This window comes from Pseudaminobacter soli (ex Li et al. 2025) (assembly GCF_003012705.1).
Lineage (GTDB): Bacteria > Pseudomonadota > Alphaproteobacteria > Rhizobiales > Rhizobiaceae > Pseudaminobacter > Pseudaminobacter soli.
This window is the reverse complement of the sequence record NZ_PXYL01000008.1, coordinates 73,529-88,748: the sequence shown is the minus strand read 5'-3', so window position 1 is coordinate 88,748 and position 15,220 is coordinate 73,529. Positions and strand designations below refer to the sequence as shown.

Annotated in this window: 17 protein-coding genes; 11 read left to right on the top strand and 6 right to left on the bottom strand. The window is 62.7% G+C overall.

The genetic code is table 11. The features are described from left to right. Positions 1 to 33 precede the first annotated feature (33 nt). The 5 genes from C7I85_RS30995 to C7I85_RS16950 all read left to right on the top strand — a co-directional run bounded on the left by C7I85_RS30995 (position 34) and on the right by C7I85_RS16950 (position 2,757). Positions 34 to 201: a hypothetical protein gene (locus C7I85_RS30995; RefSeq protein WP_181257206.1), complete on the top strand. Its 168-nt coding sequence runs from the start codon at positions 34 to 36 to the stop codon at positions 199 to 201. A gap of 26 nt (positions 202 to 227) precedes the next feature. Continuing rightward, positions 228 to 809 (top strand): DJ-1/PfpI family protein, encoded by a 582-nt coding sequence (locus tag C7I85_RS16965; RefSeq protein ID WP_106725191.1) that lies wholly within the window; start codon positions 228 to 230, stop codon positions 807 to 809. A gap of 90 nt (positions 810 to 899) precedes the next feature. Next, positions 900 to 1,619, top strand: coding sequence for a helix-turn-helix transcriptional regulator (locus C7I85_RS16960; RefSeq protein WP_106725190.1), 720 nt, complete (start codon positions 900 to 902; stop codon positions 1,617 to 1,619). Positions 1,620 to 1,621: 2 nt separating this feature from the next. Then, the gene (locus C7I85_RS16955) at positions 1,622 to 2,236 is read left to right on the top strand and encodes an HAD family hydrolase (RefSeq protein WP_146148892.1); all 615 of its coding nucleotides are present in this window, start codon (positions 1,622 to 1,624) and stop codon (positions 2,234 to 2,236) included. 95 nt (positions 2,237 to 2,331) lie between these two features. Further along, positions 2,332 to 2,757, top strand: coding sequence for a GNAT family N-acetyltransferase (locus tag C7I85_RS16950; RefSeq protein ID WP_106725188.1), 426 nt, complete (start codon positions 2,332 to 2,334; stop codon positions 2,755 to 2,757). A 123-nt stretch (positions 2,758 to 2,880) separates the two neighbouring features. Here the strand turns inward: C7I85_RS16950 and C7I85_RS16945 are convergent, their stop codons facing one another. Beyond that, positions 2,881 to 4,071, bottom strand: a complete 1,191-nt coding sequence (locus tag C7I85_RS16945) for a GGDEF domain-containing protein (protein ID WP_106725187.1) — start codon at positions 4,069 to 4,071, stop codon at positions 2,881 to 2,883. 189 nt (positions 4,072 to 4,260) lie between these two features. Further along, positions 4,261 to 4,803, bottom strand: a complete 543-nt coding sequence (locus C7I85_RS16940) for a TetR/AcrR family transcriptional regulator (protein WP_106725186.1) — start codon at positions 4,801 to 4,803, stop codon at positions 4,261 to 4,263. Between the two features lie 180 nt (positions 4,804 to 4,983). Between C7I85_RS16940 and C7I85_RS16935 the strand changes: the two genes are divergently transcribed. After that, the gene (locus tag C7I85_RS16935; RefSeq protein ID WP_106725353.1) at positions 4,984 to 6,477 is read left to right on the top strand and encodes an MFS transporter; all 1,494 of its coding nucleotides are present in this window, start codon (positions 4,984 to 4,986) and stop codon (positions 6,475 to 6,477) included. Positions 6,478 to 6,565: 88 nt separating this feature from the next. Here C7I85_RS16935 and C7I85_RS16930 read toward each other — a convergent pair whose 3' ends face one another. Both C7I85_RS16930 and C7I85_RS16925 read right to left on the bottom strand, forming a co-directional pair. Next, positions 6,566 to 7,279, bottom strand: coding sequence for a DUF1013 domain-containing protein (locus tag C7I85_RS16930; protein ID WP_106725185.1), 714 nt, complete (start codon positions 7,277 to 7,279; stop codon positions 6,566 to 6,568). Positions 7,280 to 7,529: 250 nt separating this feature from the next. Next, positions 7,530 to 9,104 carry a GmrSD restriction endonuclease domain-containing protein gene (locus C7I85_RS16925; RefSeq protein ID WP_106725184.1) on the bottom strand — a complete coding sequence of 525 codons (1,575 nt, stop codon included), beginning with the start codon at positions 9,102 to 9,104 and terminating at the stop codon, positions 7,530 to 7,532. A 765-nt stretch (positions 9,105 to 9,869) separates the two neighbouring features. Here C7I85_RS16925 and C7I85_RS16920 point away from each other — a divergent pair. Beyond that, the gene (locus C7I85_RS16920) at positions 9,870 to 10,187 is read left to right on the top strand and encodes a hypothetical protein (protein ID WP_106725183.1); all 318 of its coding nucleotides are present in this window, start codon (positions 9,870 to 9,872) and stop codon (positions 10,185 to 10,187) included. 249 nt (positions 10,188 to 10,436) lie between these two features. Here C7I85_RS16920 and C7I85_RS16915 read toward each other — a convergent pair whose 3' ends face one another. Continuing rightward, positions 10,437 to 11,447 (bottom strand): NAD(P)H-quinone oxidoreductase, encoded by a 1,011-nt coding sequence (locus C7I85_RS16915; protein ID WP_106725182.1) that lies wholly within the window; start codon positions 11,445 to 11,447, stop codon positions 10,437 to 10,439. A 111-nt stretch (positions 11,448 to 11,558) separates the two neighbouring features. Between C7I85_RS16915 and C7I85_RS16910 the strand changes: the two genes are divergently transcribed. Continuing rightward, positions 11,559 to 11,750 carry a DUF1192 domain-containing protein gene (locus C7I85_RS16910; RefSeq protein ID WP_106725181.1) on the top strand — a complete coding sequence of 64 codons (192 nt, stop codon included), beginning with the start codon at positions 11,559 to 11,561 and terminating at the stop codon, positions 11,748 to 11,750. Positions 11,751 to 11,961: 211 nt separating this feature from the next. Then, complete coding sequence (locus C7I85_RS16905; protein WP_106725180.1) at positions 11,962 to 13,206, top strand: MFS transporter; 1,245 nt, start codon at positions 11,962 to 11,964, stop codon at positions 13,204 to 13,206. A 244-nt stretch (positions 13,207 to 13,450) separates the two neighbouring features. On the opposite strand, the gene C7I85_RS16900 is transcribed toward C7I85_RS16905, so the two are convergent. Further along, positions 13,451 to 13,633 (bottom strand): YdcH family protein, encoded by a 183-nt coding sequence (locus C7I85_RS16900; RefSeq protein ID WP_106725179.1) that lies wholly within the window; start codon positions 13,631 to 13,633, stop codon positions 13,451 to 13,453. A 237-nt stretch (positions 13,634 to 13,870) separates the two neighbouring features. Here C7I85_RS16900 and C7I85_RS16895 point away from each other — a divergent pair, with 237 nt between their 5' ends. After that, positions 13,871 to 14,074, top strand: coding sequence for a YdcH family protein (locus C7I85_RS16895; protein WP_106725352.1), 204 nt, complete (start codon positions 13,871 to 13,873; stop codon positions 14,072 to 14,074). A gap of 166 nt (positions 14,075 to 14,240) precedes the next feature. Then, positions 14,241 to 15,167, top strand: a complete 927-nt coding sequence (locus C7I85_RS16890) for an alpha/beta hydrolase (RefSeq protein ID WP_210203052.1) — start codon at positions 14,241 to 14,243, stop codon at positions 15,165 to 15,167. The last annotated feature ends 53 nt before the right edge of the window (positions 15,168 to 15,220 follow it).

The following is a 15,220-nucleotide window of genomic DNA, read 5'->3' as shown; positions in this document are numbered from 1 at the left end:
GATAGTGCTCTCCGTAAGCCAAGGAGAGTCGCCATGTTCACCCCCGATGTTTTCCGCGCCGTCAGGCACTATGCCGGCAAGATCCAGACCCTGCGCGACCAGATCCGTACCGAACGCTTTCTGAACTCCCTACCGGAGAGCATTCAAAAGGATATAGGCTGGCCCGACGCCTACGCAGCGCGCCGCGCGCGCCGCAGCTGATCGATGACGCCGGAGAGGAGTTTGCCATGAGTGAATCCAGGACCATCGGTTTTGTCTTCATCGACGGTTTCGCCGACTGGGAATACGGCCTTCTGGCCGCCTCGGCGGTAGAATGGTTCGGCCTGCGCACAGTCTCGCTCACGCCGACGGGCGAGGCGGTCAATTCGATGAGCGGCTTCCGCCTCACGCCCCAGCGCGGCGCCGATCCGGCCGAAAATGCCGATCTCGACGCCATCGCCGTCATCGGCTCTGACACCTGGGCCACGCCCCGCGCGCCGGACGTCTCCGCGCTCCTGCGCACCGTCGAGGAACGTGGCGGCGTGGTCGGCGGCATCTGCGGCGGCACGCTGGCGCTCGCGCGCGCCGGCCTGTTCGCCAAGGCCGACCACACCAGCAATGGCCGCGACTGGATTTTGAGGCACGAGCCGGACTATGCGGGTGCCGCGCGCTATCGCGACGTGCCGCATGCAGTGGCCGACAGTCGCATCGTTTCCGCGCCCGGCTCGGCGCCAGGCACATTCACGCTCGCCTTCCTGGGAACGCTGTTTCCGGAGCGCGCGCCGCAACTCGCAGAAATGCGCGAGCTTTTCGCACGCGAATATAGTTGAGCTGGCCAGAAACGCTCCTGACAATATGTTGTCAGGAGCATCGTGCAAATATGCAAGGGTCCGATTCCCCGCTTTGACAGTTGGATTGCCATGCGACGCGCAGACCGGCTCTTTCAGATCGTCCAACACCTTCGCGGCGGCCGCCTGGTCACCGCGCAGAAGCTCGGTGCGTGGCTCGAAGTCTCCGAGCGCACCATCTATCGCGACATCGCCGACCTGCAGTCGACCGGCGTGCCCATCGATGGCGAGGCCGGCGTCGGCTACATGATGCGCGAAGGCTTTGACCTGCCGCCGCTGATGTTCACGCGCGACGAGATCGTGGCGCTGGTGGCCGGCGCCCGCATGGTCCGCGCCTTCGGCGGCGCCACAATGGCGCGCGCAGCCGACGAGGCGCTGGTCAAGATCGGCGCGGTGCTGCCCGACTCGGAAAAGGACCGCATCGCCCGCACCGAGATCCACACGCCGATGTGGGTGGTGAGCGACGCCGACCGCGACGCCATCGACATCATCGAGCGCTCCATCGAAAAGCGCGACGTGCTGGCGCTCGACTATCGCGACGAGGCCGGCCGCGGCACCATGCGCGACGTGCGCCCGCTCGGCCTCTGGTTCTGGGGCAAGGTGTGGACGCTGGTCGCCTGGTGCGAGATGCGCGATGATTTTCGCGCTTTCCGCATCGACCGCATCGCGCGGGTCACCACCGTCGGCCGCATCTTCAAGCCCGAGCGCGGCAAGCAGCTCGCCGACTTCTACCGCCGCGTCGAGCGCAACGAGTTCGCCGGCGACGGCGCCAACCGCTCGATGCGGGGCTGAGATTGGCTTCTTCCCTTAAAACCCTGATGGTCGACGTCGACGGCGTGCTCGTGCACGCCAATTCCGAGGACGGCCGCAGCTGGTTCACGCGGCTTCACGAGGATCTGCAGATCTCCCCCGACGACCTGTACGAGAAATTCTTCGCACCGCACTGGAACGAGATCGTCACCGGCCAGGCAGGCCTTCTGGAACGCCTCGAGCCGGTTCTGGCCGAGATCGCGCCGCGCATCAGCTCCAGCGATTTCCTCGCCTACTGGTTCGGGCAGGATGCGCGGGTGGACACCACCCTGCTGGCCGAATTCCAGCGCTATCGGGCCATGGGCCTGAAAATGCATCTGGCCACCAACCAGGAGCATCTGCGCGCGGCCTATCTGCTCGAAACGCTCGGCCTTTCCGCTCATGTCGACCGCGTGCACTACTCGGCGGCGGTGGGCCACCGAAAGCCCGACCGCGGCTTTTTCGACACGGTCGCGGCCTCCGTCGATCTTGCGCCGGAAAACCTGATCCTGATCGACGACACTTTGCCCAATGTCGAAGCCGCCCGCGATGCCGGCTGGCACGCCGTGCACTGGACGGGCGAAGACCCGCTCGCGGACGTGCTGGCACCTTATCTTTAGCCGACTACAGCGAACCATTTTGCCCGTCGGCGGTTGTGGCTTGGCGCGCGAGGCCTTACGCAAATCGTCCGACGAATCGCCGGGACGCCCCAGCCATGACCGAACGCCCAGACATCATCTACGCCAGCGAGCCTGATCTCGACGTCGCCGAGTTTCGCCGCGTGCTGGTGGAATCGGGCCTCGGCGCTTATCGGCCGGTCGATGACGAACAGCGTCTGCAACAGATGCTGAGCGGCGCCAACCTGTTGGTGACGGCGCGGCTCAGCCTCCCCGGGCGGCCGCTGATCGGCATCGGGCGCGGCGTCAGCGACGGCGCCTGGGCCTGCTATCTGTCCGATCTGGCCGTCTGCGCTTCGGCGCAGGGGCTGGGTGTGGGCCGTGGGCTTCTGGACGAGGCGCGCCACCAGCTCGGCCCAAAAGTCAGCCTCATCCTGGTTTCGGTGCCCGAAGCCGTGGGCTTTTACGAGCGCGCCGGCATGGAGCACCTGCCCACTGCCTTCTGGTATAAGCGCGAGCACTGAGGCATGATCCCGAAAAGTTGCAGACTTTTCGGACGAGATCATGCCTCAAGAACAAAAGCTTGGAGCGAGATAGCGATTCAACCAAAAGTCATCTCGCTCTAAAGACGCAGAGCGCCGTACCGATCAAGATGCCAAAGGTAGTTTGAGCGCCCGGTTCAGCCCGGGAAAATCCTCGACGCGGTTTCGTCCACCATCCTTGGCCCGATAGAGGGCCCGGTCGGCGCGATCGATCAGGGCGTCGAGGCTTTCGCCCCCGATCGTCTCGGCAACACCGATGCTGACGCTGACGGTATGGGAGGCGGGAACGCCCTTGTGCAAGCGTGCCAAAAACGTCGTGCGGATGTGATCTGCGAACGCCCTGCCGCGCACAAGCGTGGTGGCCGGCAGCAGCGCGACGAATTCCTCGCCGCCGATGCGACCCACGGCATAGCCCGCATCGGCTGACGCGCGCCTCAGCACTTCGGCAAAGTCGCGGATCACCATGTCACCCACCCTGTGGCCATAGGTGTCGTTGATGCTCTTGAAGTGGTCGATGTCACAGACGAGGACTGTCGTGGGCTTGGCCTGGCTGGCGTCCTGCACCATCCCCTCGCCCACGCCCAGAAGACCGCGCCGGTTGAGAATGCCCGTCAACGGGTCGGTGAGTGACTGATAGGCGAGATCCTTGAGCCGGTCGGTGTTGATGCGGAACAGGAACAATATCGCAATCGACAGCCAGCTCAGCGCCGCGAAGGACCGGAAGCTCACGAACCAGATGGAGTCCGCCGATTCCGCATCGCTCTGGAGGGAACCTTCAAGGAAATAGGTGACGGCGGGGCGGGCCAGGAGCGCCGCTGCGGTGAGCAGGAAGGCGATTGCCGTCAGGTCGTCGATCCTGTCCCGGTCCTCGTCCTTGAGCTTGATGTATGTGGCCAGCAGGAACATCGCCGCCCCACCCACGCTCGACGTCGTGCCGCGCCAGAACACGCTGGGGTCGACTGCGACGAACCACAGGCTGCAGATGACCGTGACAGCGAAGATCGGAACTATCAACCGGTCCTGCGACTGCGTGGTGTGGCCGAGATTGCTGCCCCGGACCGCGAAGAAACCCATGCCGAGCATAAACACATTGCCCACGAAGGTGATTGCCGCGGCATGTTCAACGAACAGGCGCATCAGGCCCGTGACCGAGCCCAGCACGCCGCAGGCATAGGCCAGGGCCCAGTTCAGCGTGCACCTGTTTTCCCTTTGGCGACGCCAAAGAAGAAAGAAGGTGATGCAGAACAGTGCGGACAAACCCGGAAGAGTTGCAGATGACAGGAACGCGTGACTCATGTCTCACCCCCGGATTTGGCTAATCCGACCGGCTCTAAAGCCGCGTAAAGGCATTTGTTAAAATTGGGCCTATCGTGACAGATTCGCGGAAAAGTTGCATGCCCGCGACGAATTTTTTGATAAGCGCAACTGCCATGCGGGCCAAAACCATTGTGCCCATCGTCGCGTTGCGATGAGGCGATTGGGTCGCTACTTCTTCCTCACCAGCCGTAAAATATCGTCAAACGCCTGCTGCCACTCTTCATCCGTCATCGGCATGAAGCCGAAGCTGCGCAGCAGGAAGGCGCCTTCGCTGGCAAGGAAGGCCAGCCGCAGGCGCCGGCCTTCTTCGGTCGAGCTGTCGAGCTGGGCCATCCGCGCCTCATACCAGGCGCGCGTCTTGGCCAGCCTGTTCTTGTCCTGCACCAGCGCCGCCAGCATCACCGCCGCGCGATCGACCGACGTGCCGTCGAAATCGCGCGTCGCCTCGGCATGCGCCCGCACGCCGCCCTCCACCGAAGTGTCGCCCTTGCCGAGCTCGGCCACTTCAGCGTCGAACTCGGCCTCCCAGCGGTCGATCATCGCCGCGATCAGGTCGTCCTTGGTGCCGAAGGCGTATTGCACCCCGCCCTTGGAGATGCCGCAGGCCTTGGCCACGGCGTCGATGGTCAGGCCGCCTACACCCTGCTCGCTCACCACCTTTTCGGCGGCGTCCAGCACCTTGTTGCGGTCGATGCTCTGCCGGCGTCCCATGCCTCGCCTCTTTTCAATCCATACGGACGTATTTATATAAGCCGTTCAATGCGATTAAAGCATCGGACCGAAAAGTGGAACCCGGTTTTCGGAGAATCCGATGCTCAAACAAAGAGATAGATCGCCAACGATGCGTCCGAAAGGGCGCATCGTTGGCGATCTAGTCGTAAGGTGATTTTCGTGGCGAAGCAAAACCGCTGGCTGGTGCTGGCCATCGTTTCCAGCGCTCTGTTCCTGATCGTGGTCGACATGACGGTGCTTTACACGGCACTGCCGACGCTGACGCACGACCTAGCCGCGACCGCCTCGCAAAAGCTCTGGATCGTCAATGCCTATGCGCTCGTGGTCGCCGGCCTGCTGCCGGGGCTGGGCGCGCTGGGCGACCGCGTCGGCCACAAGCCTATGTTCATGGGCGGCCTCGTCGTCTTCGGCATCGCCTCGCTGGCCGCCGCCTATGCGCCGACGCCTGCCGTGCTGATCGCCGCGCGGGGCCTGCTCGCAGTCGGCGCAGCCATGATGATGCCGGCGACGCTGTCCATCATCCGCATCACCTTTGCCGACGAGAAGGAGCGCGCCATCGCCATCGGCGTCTGGGCTGCCGTCGCCTCGGGCGGCGCGGCCTTCGGCCCGGTCATCGGCGGCGTGCTGCTCGAGCATTTCTGGTGGGGTTCGGTGTTCCTCATCAACGTGCCGGTGGTGCTGCTGGCGGTGGCGCTCGGCGCGGCTATCGTGCCGGCCGACAAGGGCCACTCCACCCGGCCGTGGGATCTTGTCGGCTCGCTGCAGATCATGGTCGGGTTGATCGCGCTCGCCTTCGCCATCAAGGAGCTTGCCACGCGCGAGCCCTCGCTGGCGCTCGCCGCCGGCGCAGCACTTCTCGGCATCGCAGCCCTTGTGCTTTTCGTGCGCCGCCAGCGCCGCAGCACCGCCCCGCTCATCGATTTTGCCCTGTTCCGCGACAGCCGCTTTTCGGCCGGCGTGACGGCAGCACTCATGGCCTCGGTCTCGCTGGTCGGCGTCGAGCTGGCCGTCAGCCAGCGCCTGCAGCTGGTCATCGGGCTCTCGCCGCTCGAGGCGGCCATGTTCATCCTGCCGATCCCGCTCGCCGCCTTCGTCTCCGGCCCGCTGACCGGCATCGCGCTGCCCAGGCTCGGCCCCGGCCGGGTGATGTGGATGTCGCTTGCGCTGGGCGGCGCAGGCCTGGCCGGCTATACGATGGCGCATGAGGCGGCCACCGCGCTGCAGCTTACAATGCTTGGTGTCTTCGGCTTCGGCCTGGGTGCGGCGATGACGGCCGCCTCCAGCGCCATCATGGACAACGCCCCGATCGACCGCGCCGGCATGGCCGCATCCGTGGAAGAGGTGTCCTACGAGCTTGGCGGCGCCATCGGCATTGCCGTACTCGGCAGCGTGCTCACCGCCGTCTATGGCGCCTCGTTCACGCCGCCCGCCAACCTCGATGTACCCGCCACCGTGCGCGACAGCCTGGACGAAGCGCTGCTCGCCTCCGAAAAGCTGCCGCCGGACGCCGCAGCCATGCTGGTTTCGCTCGGCCGCGCGGCCTTCGACCAGGCTTTCGTCGCCGTGCTGGTGGTGGCAACCGTGCTGATCCTCGCCAGCGCCTTCGCCATCAGGCGCACGACGTCGCGGGAAGCACGCACCCGCCCGGCCTGACCGCCGGCAAAAAACCGCGCCACAAAAGAAAAGAGCCTGCATCCCGATGGAATGCAGACTCCCGATCTATGCCCAGAGGCCGACGCGCTCAGTGGCGGTGATGATCGTCCTCGTCCTCGTCGTCCTCGTGCTTGGACTTGAGCGAGGAGAGTTTTGCGAACACCGCATTGGCGTCGAGTTCCTTCTCTTCCTCCTCGTGGTGGCCTTCGGCCGCCGGCTCCAGCCGCTCGGTCAGCGAGGCGGGCAGCAGCGTGTCGCCGGTGGGTGCTGCCGGCGGGCGGTTGTGCGAGGCGCGCTGCACTTCGATGTCGAGGTCGATCTGCGAGCAGAGGCCGAGCGTCACCGGGTCCATCGGCGCCAAATTGGCCGAGTTCCAGTGCTTGCGCTCGCGGATCTGCTCGATGGTCGACTTGGTGGTGCCGACCAGGCGCGAGATCTGCGCGTCCTTGAGCTCGGGATGGTTCCGCACCAGCCACAAAATGGCGTTGGGGCGGTCCTGGCGCTTGGAAAGCGGCGTGTAGCGCGGGCCCTTGCGCTTGCTCTCGGGCACGCGCACCTTCGGCTCGGAAAGTTTTAGGCGATGGTTGATGTCGCGCTCGCCGCGGGCGATCTCCTCGCGGGAGAGCTGGCCGGTGATGACCGGGTCCATGCCCTTGATGCCCTGCGCGGATTCGCCGTCGGCAATCGCCTTCACCTCGAGCGGGTGCAAGCCGCAGAACTGGGCGATCTGGTCGAACGACAGCGCAGTATTGTCGACCAGCCAGACGGCAGTCGCCTTGGGCATCAGAAGCGTATTGGCCATCAGTTAATATCCTTTCGTTCGCCCGCGTCCCTTGCGCGGGCGGTGGATCGAACCACCGAAAATGGGAAATCACGCTTTATATAGCGTTGTTCAGCCCATGGAGCAAGAAAAGTTCGGCCAACGGCCCACAGGGGAGTCGGCCGAGATGTCACCTAGAATTCGACCCCGTTATCTACGCCATTCAACGGTAGTGCTTTTGCCGCCGTGGTAACAGAAGCAGCCGCTAGGGAACCTTGCGGATGCCGCCCAGTCAATTCTCTACCGTGCTGTTGCAGAATGGGTGCTGCATAAACGCATTTGCAAGGTCGCCAGTTCCACCGTCACGGCGCGCGCGCTTATGTCCGACCTGCATCGCATTCCGATGCATCATTCCACCACAGGTGGGGCATTTTGGTGCAGAAGGAAGTGCATCTCGTATATAAGCCGCCCCCTTCACTTCCCGCGAAAATGTCGTGTCATCAAATAGGCTTCCAGACGGCATAGCCGCCACAAAGAAATCGAAACTTGGATCGCTAGCAAGAATCGATTGCACCTCAGCAACACTCATACCTTCGGCAAGAGAATTGATGATCTTTCGATATAGTGCCTTGATACGAGGGCGACTTCGCGCACCACTACCGAGGCGTCGGACCGCCTCCGTAATACCTCTATTTATGACTATAAATTCTTCAAATTTGGCCCTTACCGATGTAAATTTTATGAAATCGTCAGTGTCCCAATCGGAGAATAAAGAAACGTAGCTTAAAAGAGCTACCGGCTGGAACAACCCTCCCCTAGAGTAAAAATACAAGGCCGGATGAAGGCCAAGTGAGGATGGGTGCACTGAGCATATCCTCCAAAGGACTCTGCGCACGGCCGTCAGATATTCGAGAGTCTTTTCTCCGTTTTTATCCTCCGCCAGATCAGCATCATCGACGGCATTTTTATGGCTAGAATCCTTGGCTTGAACACGATTCACTAGGTTCACTAGATCGAAGACAAACGGCAGCGTTTTGGGACCATAACCCTGGCCAGCGACAGGCAAATCAAGTGTCTTGATTGGCAGGTTTAAATTTGGCTCAAACAGTAAATTATGTATTTCTCTACTGAGATCCTCAATTTTTGCACGTATTTCGGCATCAAAAGCCTGCCAGTAGTTATGGCCAGTTCCTCCACGAAGTATAGCCCTAGCCGCTAGCGCAGTCGCAGAACGCCTCGAACTCAGTATTCTTCTTTCAACTGGATCAATTTTTGTTCCACCTTGATTGATCCGAAAGAATGACTTCTCCGCTTTGTCATGGTCGGCATTGCGTATCCATTGAGCAGGTATTTCCTGCCAACCTATCCGCGCCGCTCGCTCCACTACATCAGGGCGTGAATTCTGAGGGAAGTCTATCGCCATTTTGTGATCATCATAGGAGCCGACAGCCGCGTTTACGAGATCTCGCGCTTTCTTCGCAGCTCTAATCTGCTCATCAGGTACTGAGTTCTGGAAGAAACGCCTAGAAACCTCGCCATCACCGTAGTCATTATGAACCCAAGCGATAAGAGCACTTAGGCGATGTGCCCCATCAATGACAAAGACATCCTTCCCCGCCCGCCATAAGATCACAGCAGGAATCAGATCTCGTCGTGCAAATGTACTTATTAGATCGGCTATCTGCTCGGGGCCCCAATTAGCCGTTTCGCGTTGGAAGTCTGGTTTCCGCAGAGCTGGGTACAGGAGCCCCTTCGGCTCGAGGCCCATTATCGACATCGCATTGATATCTTCACCCAATTCGCCCGGCGCAGCCAGATCAGCGCGACGAATGAGAGCATCCAAGTTTACAACATTGGTACTAGCCATATTGACCCTTGATAACGATCAAAAGTTCGTCTCAGTTTCTGGTGTGATCAAATGAACCCCGCCTCATAAGAGACAATGTCATTTCATTCGAGTTGAACGACAAATCTAACCCCTACACACCAAAGCTCACGCAGAAATATCAGTGATTCTGCTGCATTATTCTTCATACCAAGCTACATATCCAATGAGTTTTCCAGAAAACTTTGAGATACGCGCGACCGGCAGCAGCCGCTAAGGATGGAAGCTAAAGAGCAAGACAGGATTTGGGCGAAGCACACATTGGAAAGGGCGCCAAGGACAGCTGACTTTGGCCCTCCGTCGTTCCAAGTGGATAAATGCCAACGTCATCTTCGCGATAATCAATTGAAACCATTGAACTTTCCAAAAATATTTGCCCCTTTTCATCCCCCGCTTTGCCACCTCCCGCATAATCCCCTCCATCGCCCTCGCGGGAACACGGGTCATGAACCGGATGAGCGTGGAGGGCGACGGCGTCCGGGCTGGTGGCGTGACGGTAGCGCTGCTGGATGATGAATCCCCAAGTCCGGGCCCAGGGTGTGGCTGGCCGCGCGAATGCGGAGGCGAACAAACCCAGGCAAGAGCGCCGGGTGGACGCATGGCTAGCGTCAACCAATACCCTTAGAGGCGCGATGCCATGCGTCCGCGTTCCCACGATCCGGCTTCGTTTGCGAGGCGCGGTAACGCCCCTTCGCGTCCGGATTTTTTTGACTCCCCCGACCGCCTTTCGAACAGGAGGAAAATCCGATGGACGAGTTGCCCACCATGAACAAGCGCGCCGCGCGCAAGGCGGCCGAGACCCGCTCGACCCTGATCGGCAGGGGCGAGCCGCTGCCGCGCTCGCTGTCCGACGCCATCGTGCTCGCCGGCAGCATCGCCGCCACGCTGCAGGGCGCGCATCTGCGCTGCCAGCGGCGCGAATGCCGCAACCAAAAGCGCTGTTGTTCGGCGCTGGAGCCCGGCAAGGAGCTCGGCTGCGACGTGCCGCTGCCGGTCGAGATCACCACCAAGATGATGGCCGGCATGCTGGTCTTCGCCCAGCGATTGGCCGAGGGGGTGAAGTGAGTGGGCTTTCGGCAGCAGTGCGGGCAGCATCCGCGTCTCGCCGGTTCTGCGACGGCGCCCCCTCTCCGTCTCGCTGCGCTCGACACCTCTCCCCCGCAAGCGGGGGCGAGGAACCGGCACCCGCCAAGGTCGCGCCATCACAGAACTTGGGTTCCTCGCCCCCATGAAAATGGGGGAGAGGTGCCGAGCGTAGCGAGGCGGAGAGGGGGAGAGACGGAGAGGGGATTGCCCGACGGCGGGCGAAAACCCCTACGCCACGTCGAGCACGATCTTGCCGATGTGGTCGCCCTCTTCCATGCGCTCATGCGCGCGCCAAGCTTCGCGCAGGGGAAAAATCATGTCCATGACCGGGGCGACGCGGCGAGTGGCGAGCAGCGGCCACACCTGCGCTTCCAGTGCGGCGGCAATGCCCGCCTTCACCTCGACCGTGCGGGGCCTGAGCGTCGAGCCGGTGTGCACCAGCCGCTTCATCATCAGCTTGGAAACGTCGGTCGTGGCCACCGCCCCGCCGAGCGTGGCGATCTGCACGATGCGGCCCTCGACCGCCGCGGCGGTGTAGTTGCGCGCCACATAGTCGCCGCCCACCATGTCGAGGATGACGTTGGCGCCCCTGCCCTCCGTCACCTCCTTCACCACCGCGACGAAATCCTCGGTGCGGTAGTTGATGGCGCGGTCGGCGCCCAGCTTTTCGCAGGCCGCGCATTTTTCGGCGCTGCCGGCGGTGGTCAGCACCTGGGCCCCAAAGGCGTTGGCGAGCTGGATCGCCGTGGTGCCGATGCCCGACGAGCCGCCATGGACCAGAAGCGTCTCGCCGCTTTTCAGGGCGCCGCGCTCGAACACATTGTGCCACACGGTGAAGAAGGTTTCGGGAATAGCAGCGGCCTCGGTGAAGGTGAAGCCCGACGGGATCGGCAGCGCGTTGCTCTCATGCACCTTGGCGTATTCGGCATAGCCGCCGCCGGGGGTCAGCGCGCAGACCTTGTCGCCCACGCGCCAGCGGGTCACGCCCTCGCCGAGCGCGGCGACGATGCCCGCCACCTCGAGCCCCGGCAGGTCGGAGGCGCCGGGCGGCGGTGGATAGGCGCCCATGCGCTGGAACACGTCGGGTCGGTTGACGCCCGCGGCCTTGACCTCGATCAGGATCTCGCCGGCCTCGGGCTTCGGCACGTCGCGCCGCTCGGGCTTCAGCACCATCGGGCCTCCGGGCGACGAGATCGCCACCGCCGTCATCTTCTCCGGGATTGCCGCTGGGCTGGTCATGGTCGCTCCTTCCTTTCGGGTGCGCCTGGCGCCCCGGCATTTGCATCCTTGCCCTCCCCTTATGTAGTCTGTCGCCCAAACAGGCAAACGGACAAGCCGGGAGAAATGACGATGGCGCTGTTCGACGACGAACCGAAGAAGAAACCGACCGCCTATGTGGTCGGCCAGGACCTTTCACTCATGTCGGTGGCCGAGCTCAGGCAGCGCATCGACGAGCTAAAGGCCGAGATCGGCAGGCTCGAAACGGAGCTGAAGTCCAAGGACGCCACCAAGAGCGCGGCCGAGGCGCTGTTTCGGCGCTAGAGCATGATCCCGAAAAGTTGCAGACTTTTCGGACAAGATCATGCTCCAAATACAAGAACTTGGAGCGAGATCTCAGGAGGGCTCATCTCGCTGGAGGTCGTGCTTCGGCCCGAACGCCAAATGATGTCGCGCTTGCGCCGCTGAAAAGCCGAAAAGCAGGTATGTTTCGGGCAGCGTTTTTGAACCCCACTCCGATTCGCCGGACTGACGCATGCTTGCAACCTACAAGCCGATCCTGTCGCTCCTGCGCGGCACCGCCTTCCTGCTAGCCGCTTCCGGCCTGCACGGCCTGCTGCTTCCGCTGCGCGGCCAGGAGGAAGGCTTTTCGACGGCCTCGCTGGGCCTCATGGGCACGGCCTGGGCGGGCGGCTTCGTCGCCGGCTGCTATTTTGCGCCGCGCCTGGTGCGGCGGGCGGGCCATGTGCGCGCCTTCGGCACCTTTGCGGCTTCGGCGGCCATCGTGGCGCTGCTCACGGGACTGTGGATCGACGCGCTCGTCTGGATCGTGCTGCGCGCCTTCACCGGTTTCGTCATGGCCGGCGCCTTCATGGTCATCGAAAGCTGGCTCAACGAACGCGCTACCAATGAGAATCGCGGCACCGTCTTCGGCATGTACATGATGGTGACCTATGCCTCCATCATGGCCGGCCAGATGATGGTGGCGGCGGGCGACGTGCGCAACGCCTCGCTGTTCATGGTCACCGGCATCCTGTTCTGCCTGTCGCTCATTCCCACGGCCGTCTCCACCGCAGCCCATCCGAAGCCGCTGCAAGACGTCTCTCTGGACCTCAAGGGGCTTTATGCCAATTCGCCGGTGTCCTTCGTCGCCTGCCTGCTGATCGGCGTCGCCAATGGCGCCTGGGGCACGCTGGGCGCGGTCTATGGCGCGCGCATTGGCATCTCGACCGCCCAAATCGCGTTGATGATGAGCCTTGTCGTGGTCGCGGGTGCGGCCATGCAGATGCCAATGGGGCGCATTTCGGACAAGACCGACCGCCGCTTCGTGCTGGCCGCCGCCGCCTTCGGCTCGGCGCTGGTGGGCGTGGCGATCTATTTCATCGCGCCGACCAATGGCCTCTGGGTCATCGCCATGACCGCCGCCTATGGCGCGCTTGCCTACACGCTCTATTCGCTGGCGGTGGCGCATGCCAACGACCACGCCCGGCCCGAGGATTTCGTAAAACTCTCCGGCGGCCTGCTCTTGCTCTACGGCTTCGGCACCATGATCGGACCGGTGGTCGGCGCAGCACTGATGGGGCTGAGCCCGGAGGGCCTGTTCCTGGCGACCGCGCTCGCCCATTTCGCGCTCGCCGGCTACACGCTGCTGCGCATCAGCCGCCGCGCCCCGGTGCCGGTGGAAGCGCGCGAGGCCTTCAAGACACTGCCGTCCGAACGCGGCGTCACGCCCGAGGCGCTGCGGCTCGATCCGCGCACGCCGGCCGAGCAGGAGGGCTGAGGCATTCTTCGCCGCGCTGGCGAAGGACCGCCCTCGCGAGGAGCGCCGCACGCTAAACCCCGCCAGGACATCAGGGACAGTCAGCGCCTGCCAAAATTTCTGATCTTTGTGATGGAACGGATCGGGTGCCGGGAGCTTTCCAAGACAGCTTGGAAAAACGGTCTTGCCCATCGTTCCGGCGGCAAGCCACGCTGCCGCCGGCTACTTGCAGCGCATCCGCTTATGCGCCGTATGAAGGAATGCTTCAGTGCGTTGTGTTCACGGATGCCTTCAGTTTTTCAATCTCGTCCTTGATTGCCAACTTGCGTCGCTTGAGACTGGCGATTTCAAGATCGTCGACTGACGGATGATTCATCGCCAGGTCGAGTTCGCGATCAATATCGCCGTGCTTCCGCTGCAACTCTTCGAGATGGTTGGCAAGAGACATGATTGGTGCTCCCTTTCATGGATTCCACAATCGTACACGCCCCAGGGCGTCCACCGCAGGTCTTGCCCTGTGACAGTACGATGACAGTCTGCCACCAGATTGCTTGCATGTCGAATGCGGCGTGGTAGCATTTCCTGAAAGATTGAAATGTGCTATGAACGGCGGGTTGGTGGGCACTATGCTTCCAGCCCCGCCATAGGGCGCATTAGGCGTTTGAAATTTCTGCAGACGGTGGACATGTCAGACCAGGATCAGACCGAGATTCGTCTTGAGTTTGCAAAGCTGAAGCAGGAACACGCCGATTTCGACGCGGCCATCAACGCGATGATCGCGACGTCCTGCGACCCGCTCCAGATCCAGCGCATGAAGAAGAAAAAGCTCATGCTGAAGGACATGCTGTCCAAGCTGGAAGACAAGATGATCCCCGACATCATTGCCTGACAACGGGAGGGAGCGCTTGGCCTCCCGCGAATCAGTTTCCTCGACCGCCGGGCGACTCGGAAGACCGCGGGGTGAGGCGGCGGGCGGTGTTTGCACCCATATGGTCGGGAAGCTTGCGGCCCGCGTGGTCTTTGCAGCTTTTCTCGGTGTTGTCGGAGCGATGTCCATGGCTTCTGCTGATTCGGCCGAAACCGGCGTTGAGGCCCCCGGCCCGCAAGGACCGCTCAAGGGCACCCTGCATGCGGCTGCCGCCTCGAATGCGCCTGTCGTTCTCATCATTCCCGGCTCGGGCCCGACCGACCGCGACGGCAACAGCCGACTGGGCGTCCAGGCGTCCAGCTACCGGCTGCTCGCCGAGGGCCTTGGCCGGCGCGGCATTTCCTCCGTCCGCATCGACAAGCGGGGCATGTTCGGCAGCGCGACAGCCATAAGCGACGCAAACAATGTGACGATTGGCGACTATGCCGACGACGTCCACGCGTGGATCTCATCGATTCGCCAGAAAACCGGCAGCGACTGCGTCTGGGTGCTAGGCCACAGCGAAGGCGGGCTGGTTGCGCTTGCCGCTGCCGCCAGAGATGAAACCGGTATTTGCGGCTTGCTACTCGTCGCTGCCGCAGGCCGACCGCTTGGCGAGGTGCTGCGCGAGCAGCTCCGCGCCAATCCGGCCAATGCGCCTATCCTCGATCAAGCCCTGTCCGCGATCGCCCAGCTGGAAGCCGGCAAGCCGGTGGATGCCTCGAAACTCAATCCAGCCTTGCTGCCGCTGTTTCATCCCAGCGTGCAGCGCTTCCTCATGAACGCCCTTTCCTACGATCCGGCGCAGCTGTTGGCAAAGATCCGAAAGCCCGTGCTGATCCTTCAGGGCCAGCGCGACATACAGGTCAGCGAAGAGGACGCGCGTCGCCTCGCCGAAGCGAATCCGAAGGCCGAGCTGCGGGTACTTCCCGACGTCAACCATGTACTCAAGGAGGTGACCTCGGACGACCGCGCCGCAAATATCGCCACCTATGCCGATCCGAACCTGCCGCTTGCACCGGGCGTCGTCGACGCCATTACGGAGTTCGTCTTGGCCGGCGCGAATCCGAATTGAGGGCCGCGGCGCAAGCTTTCCGGCGTGAAACGCTTGCGGGACGGGCGGCATTT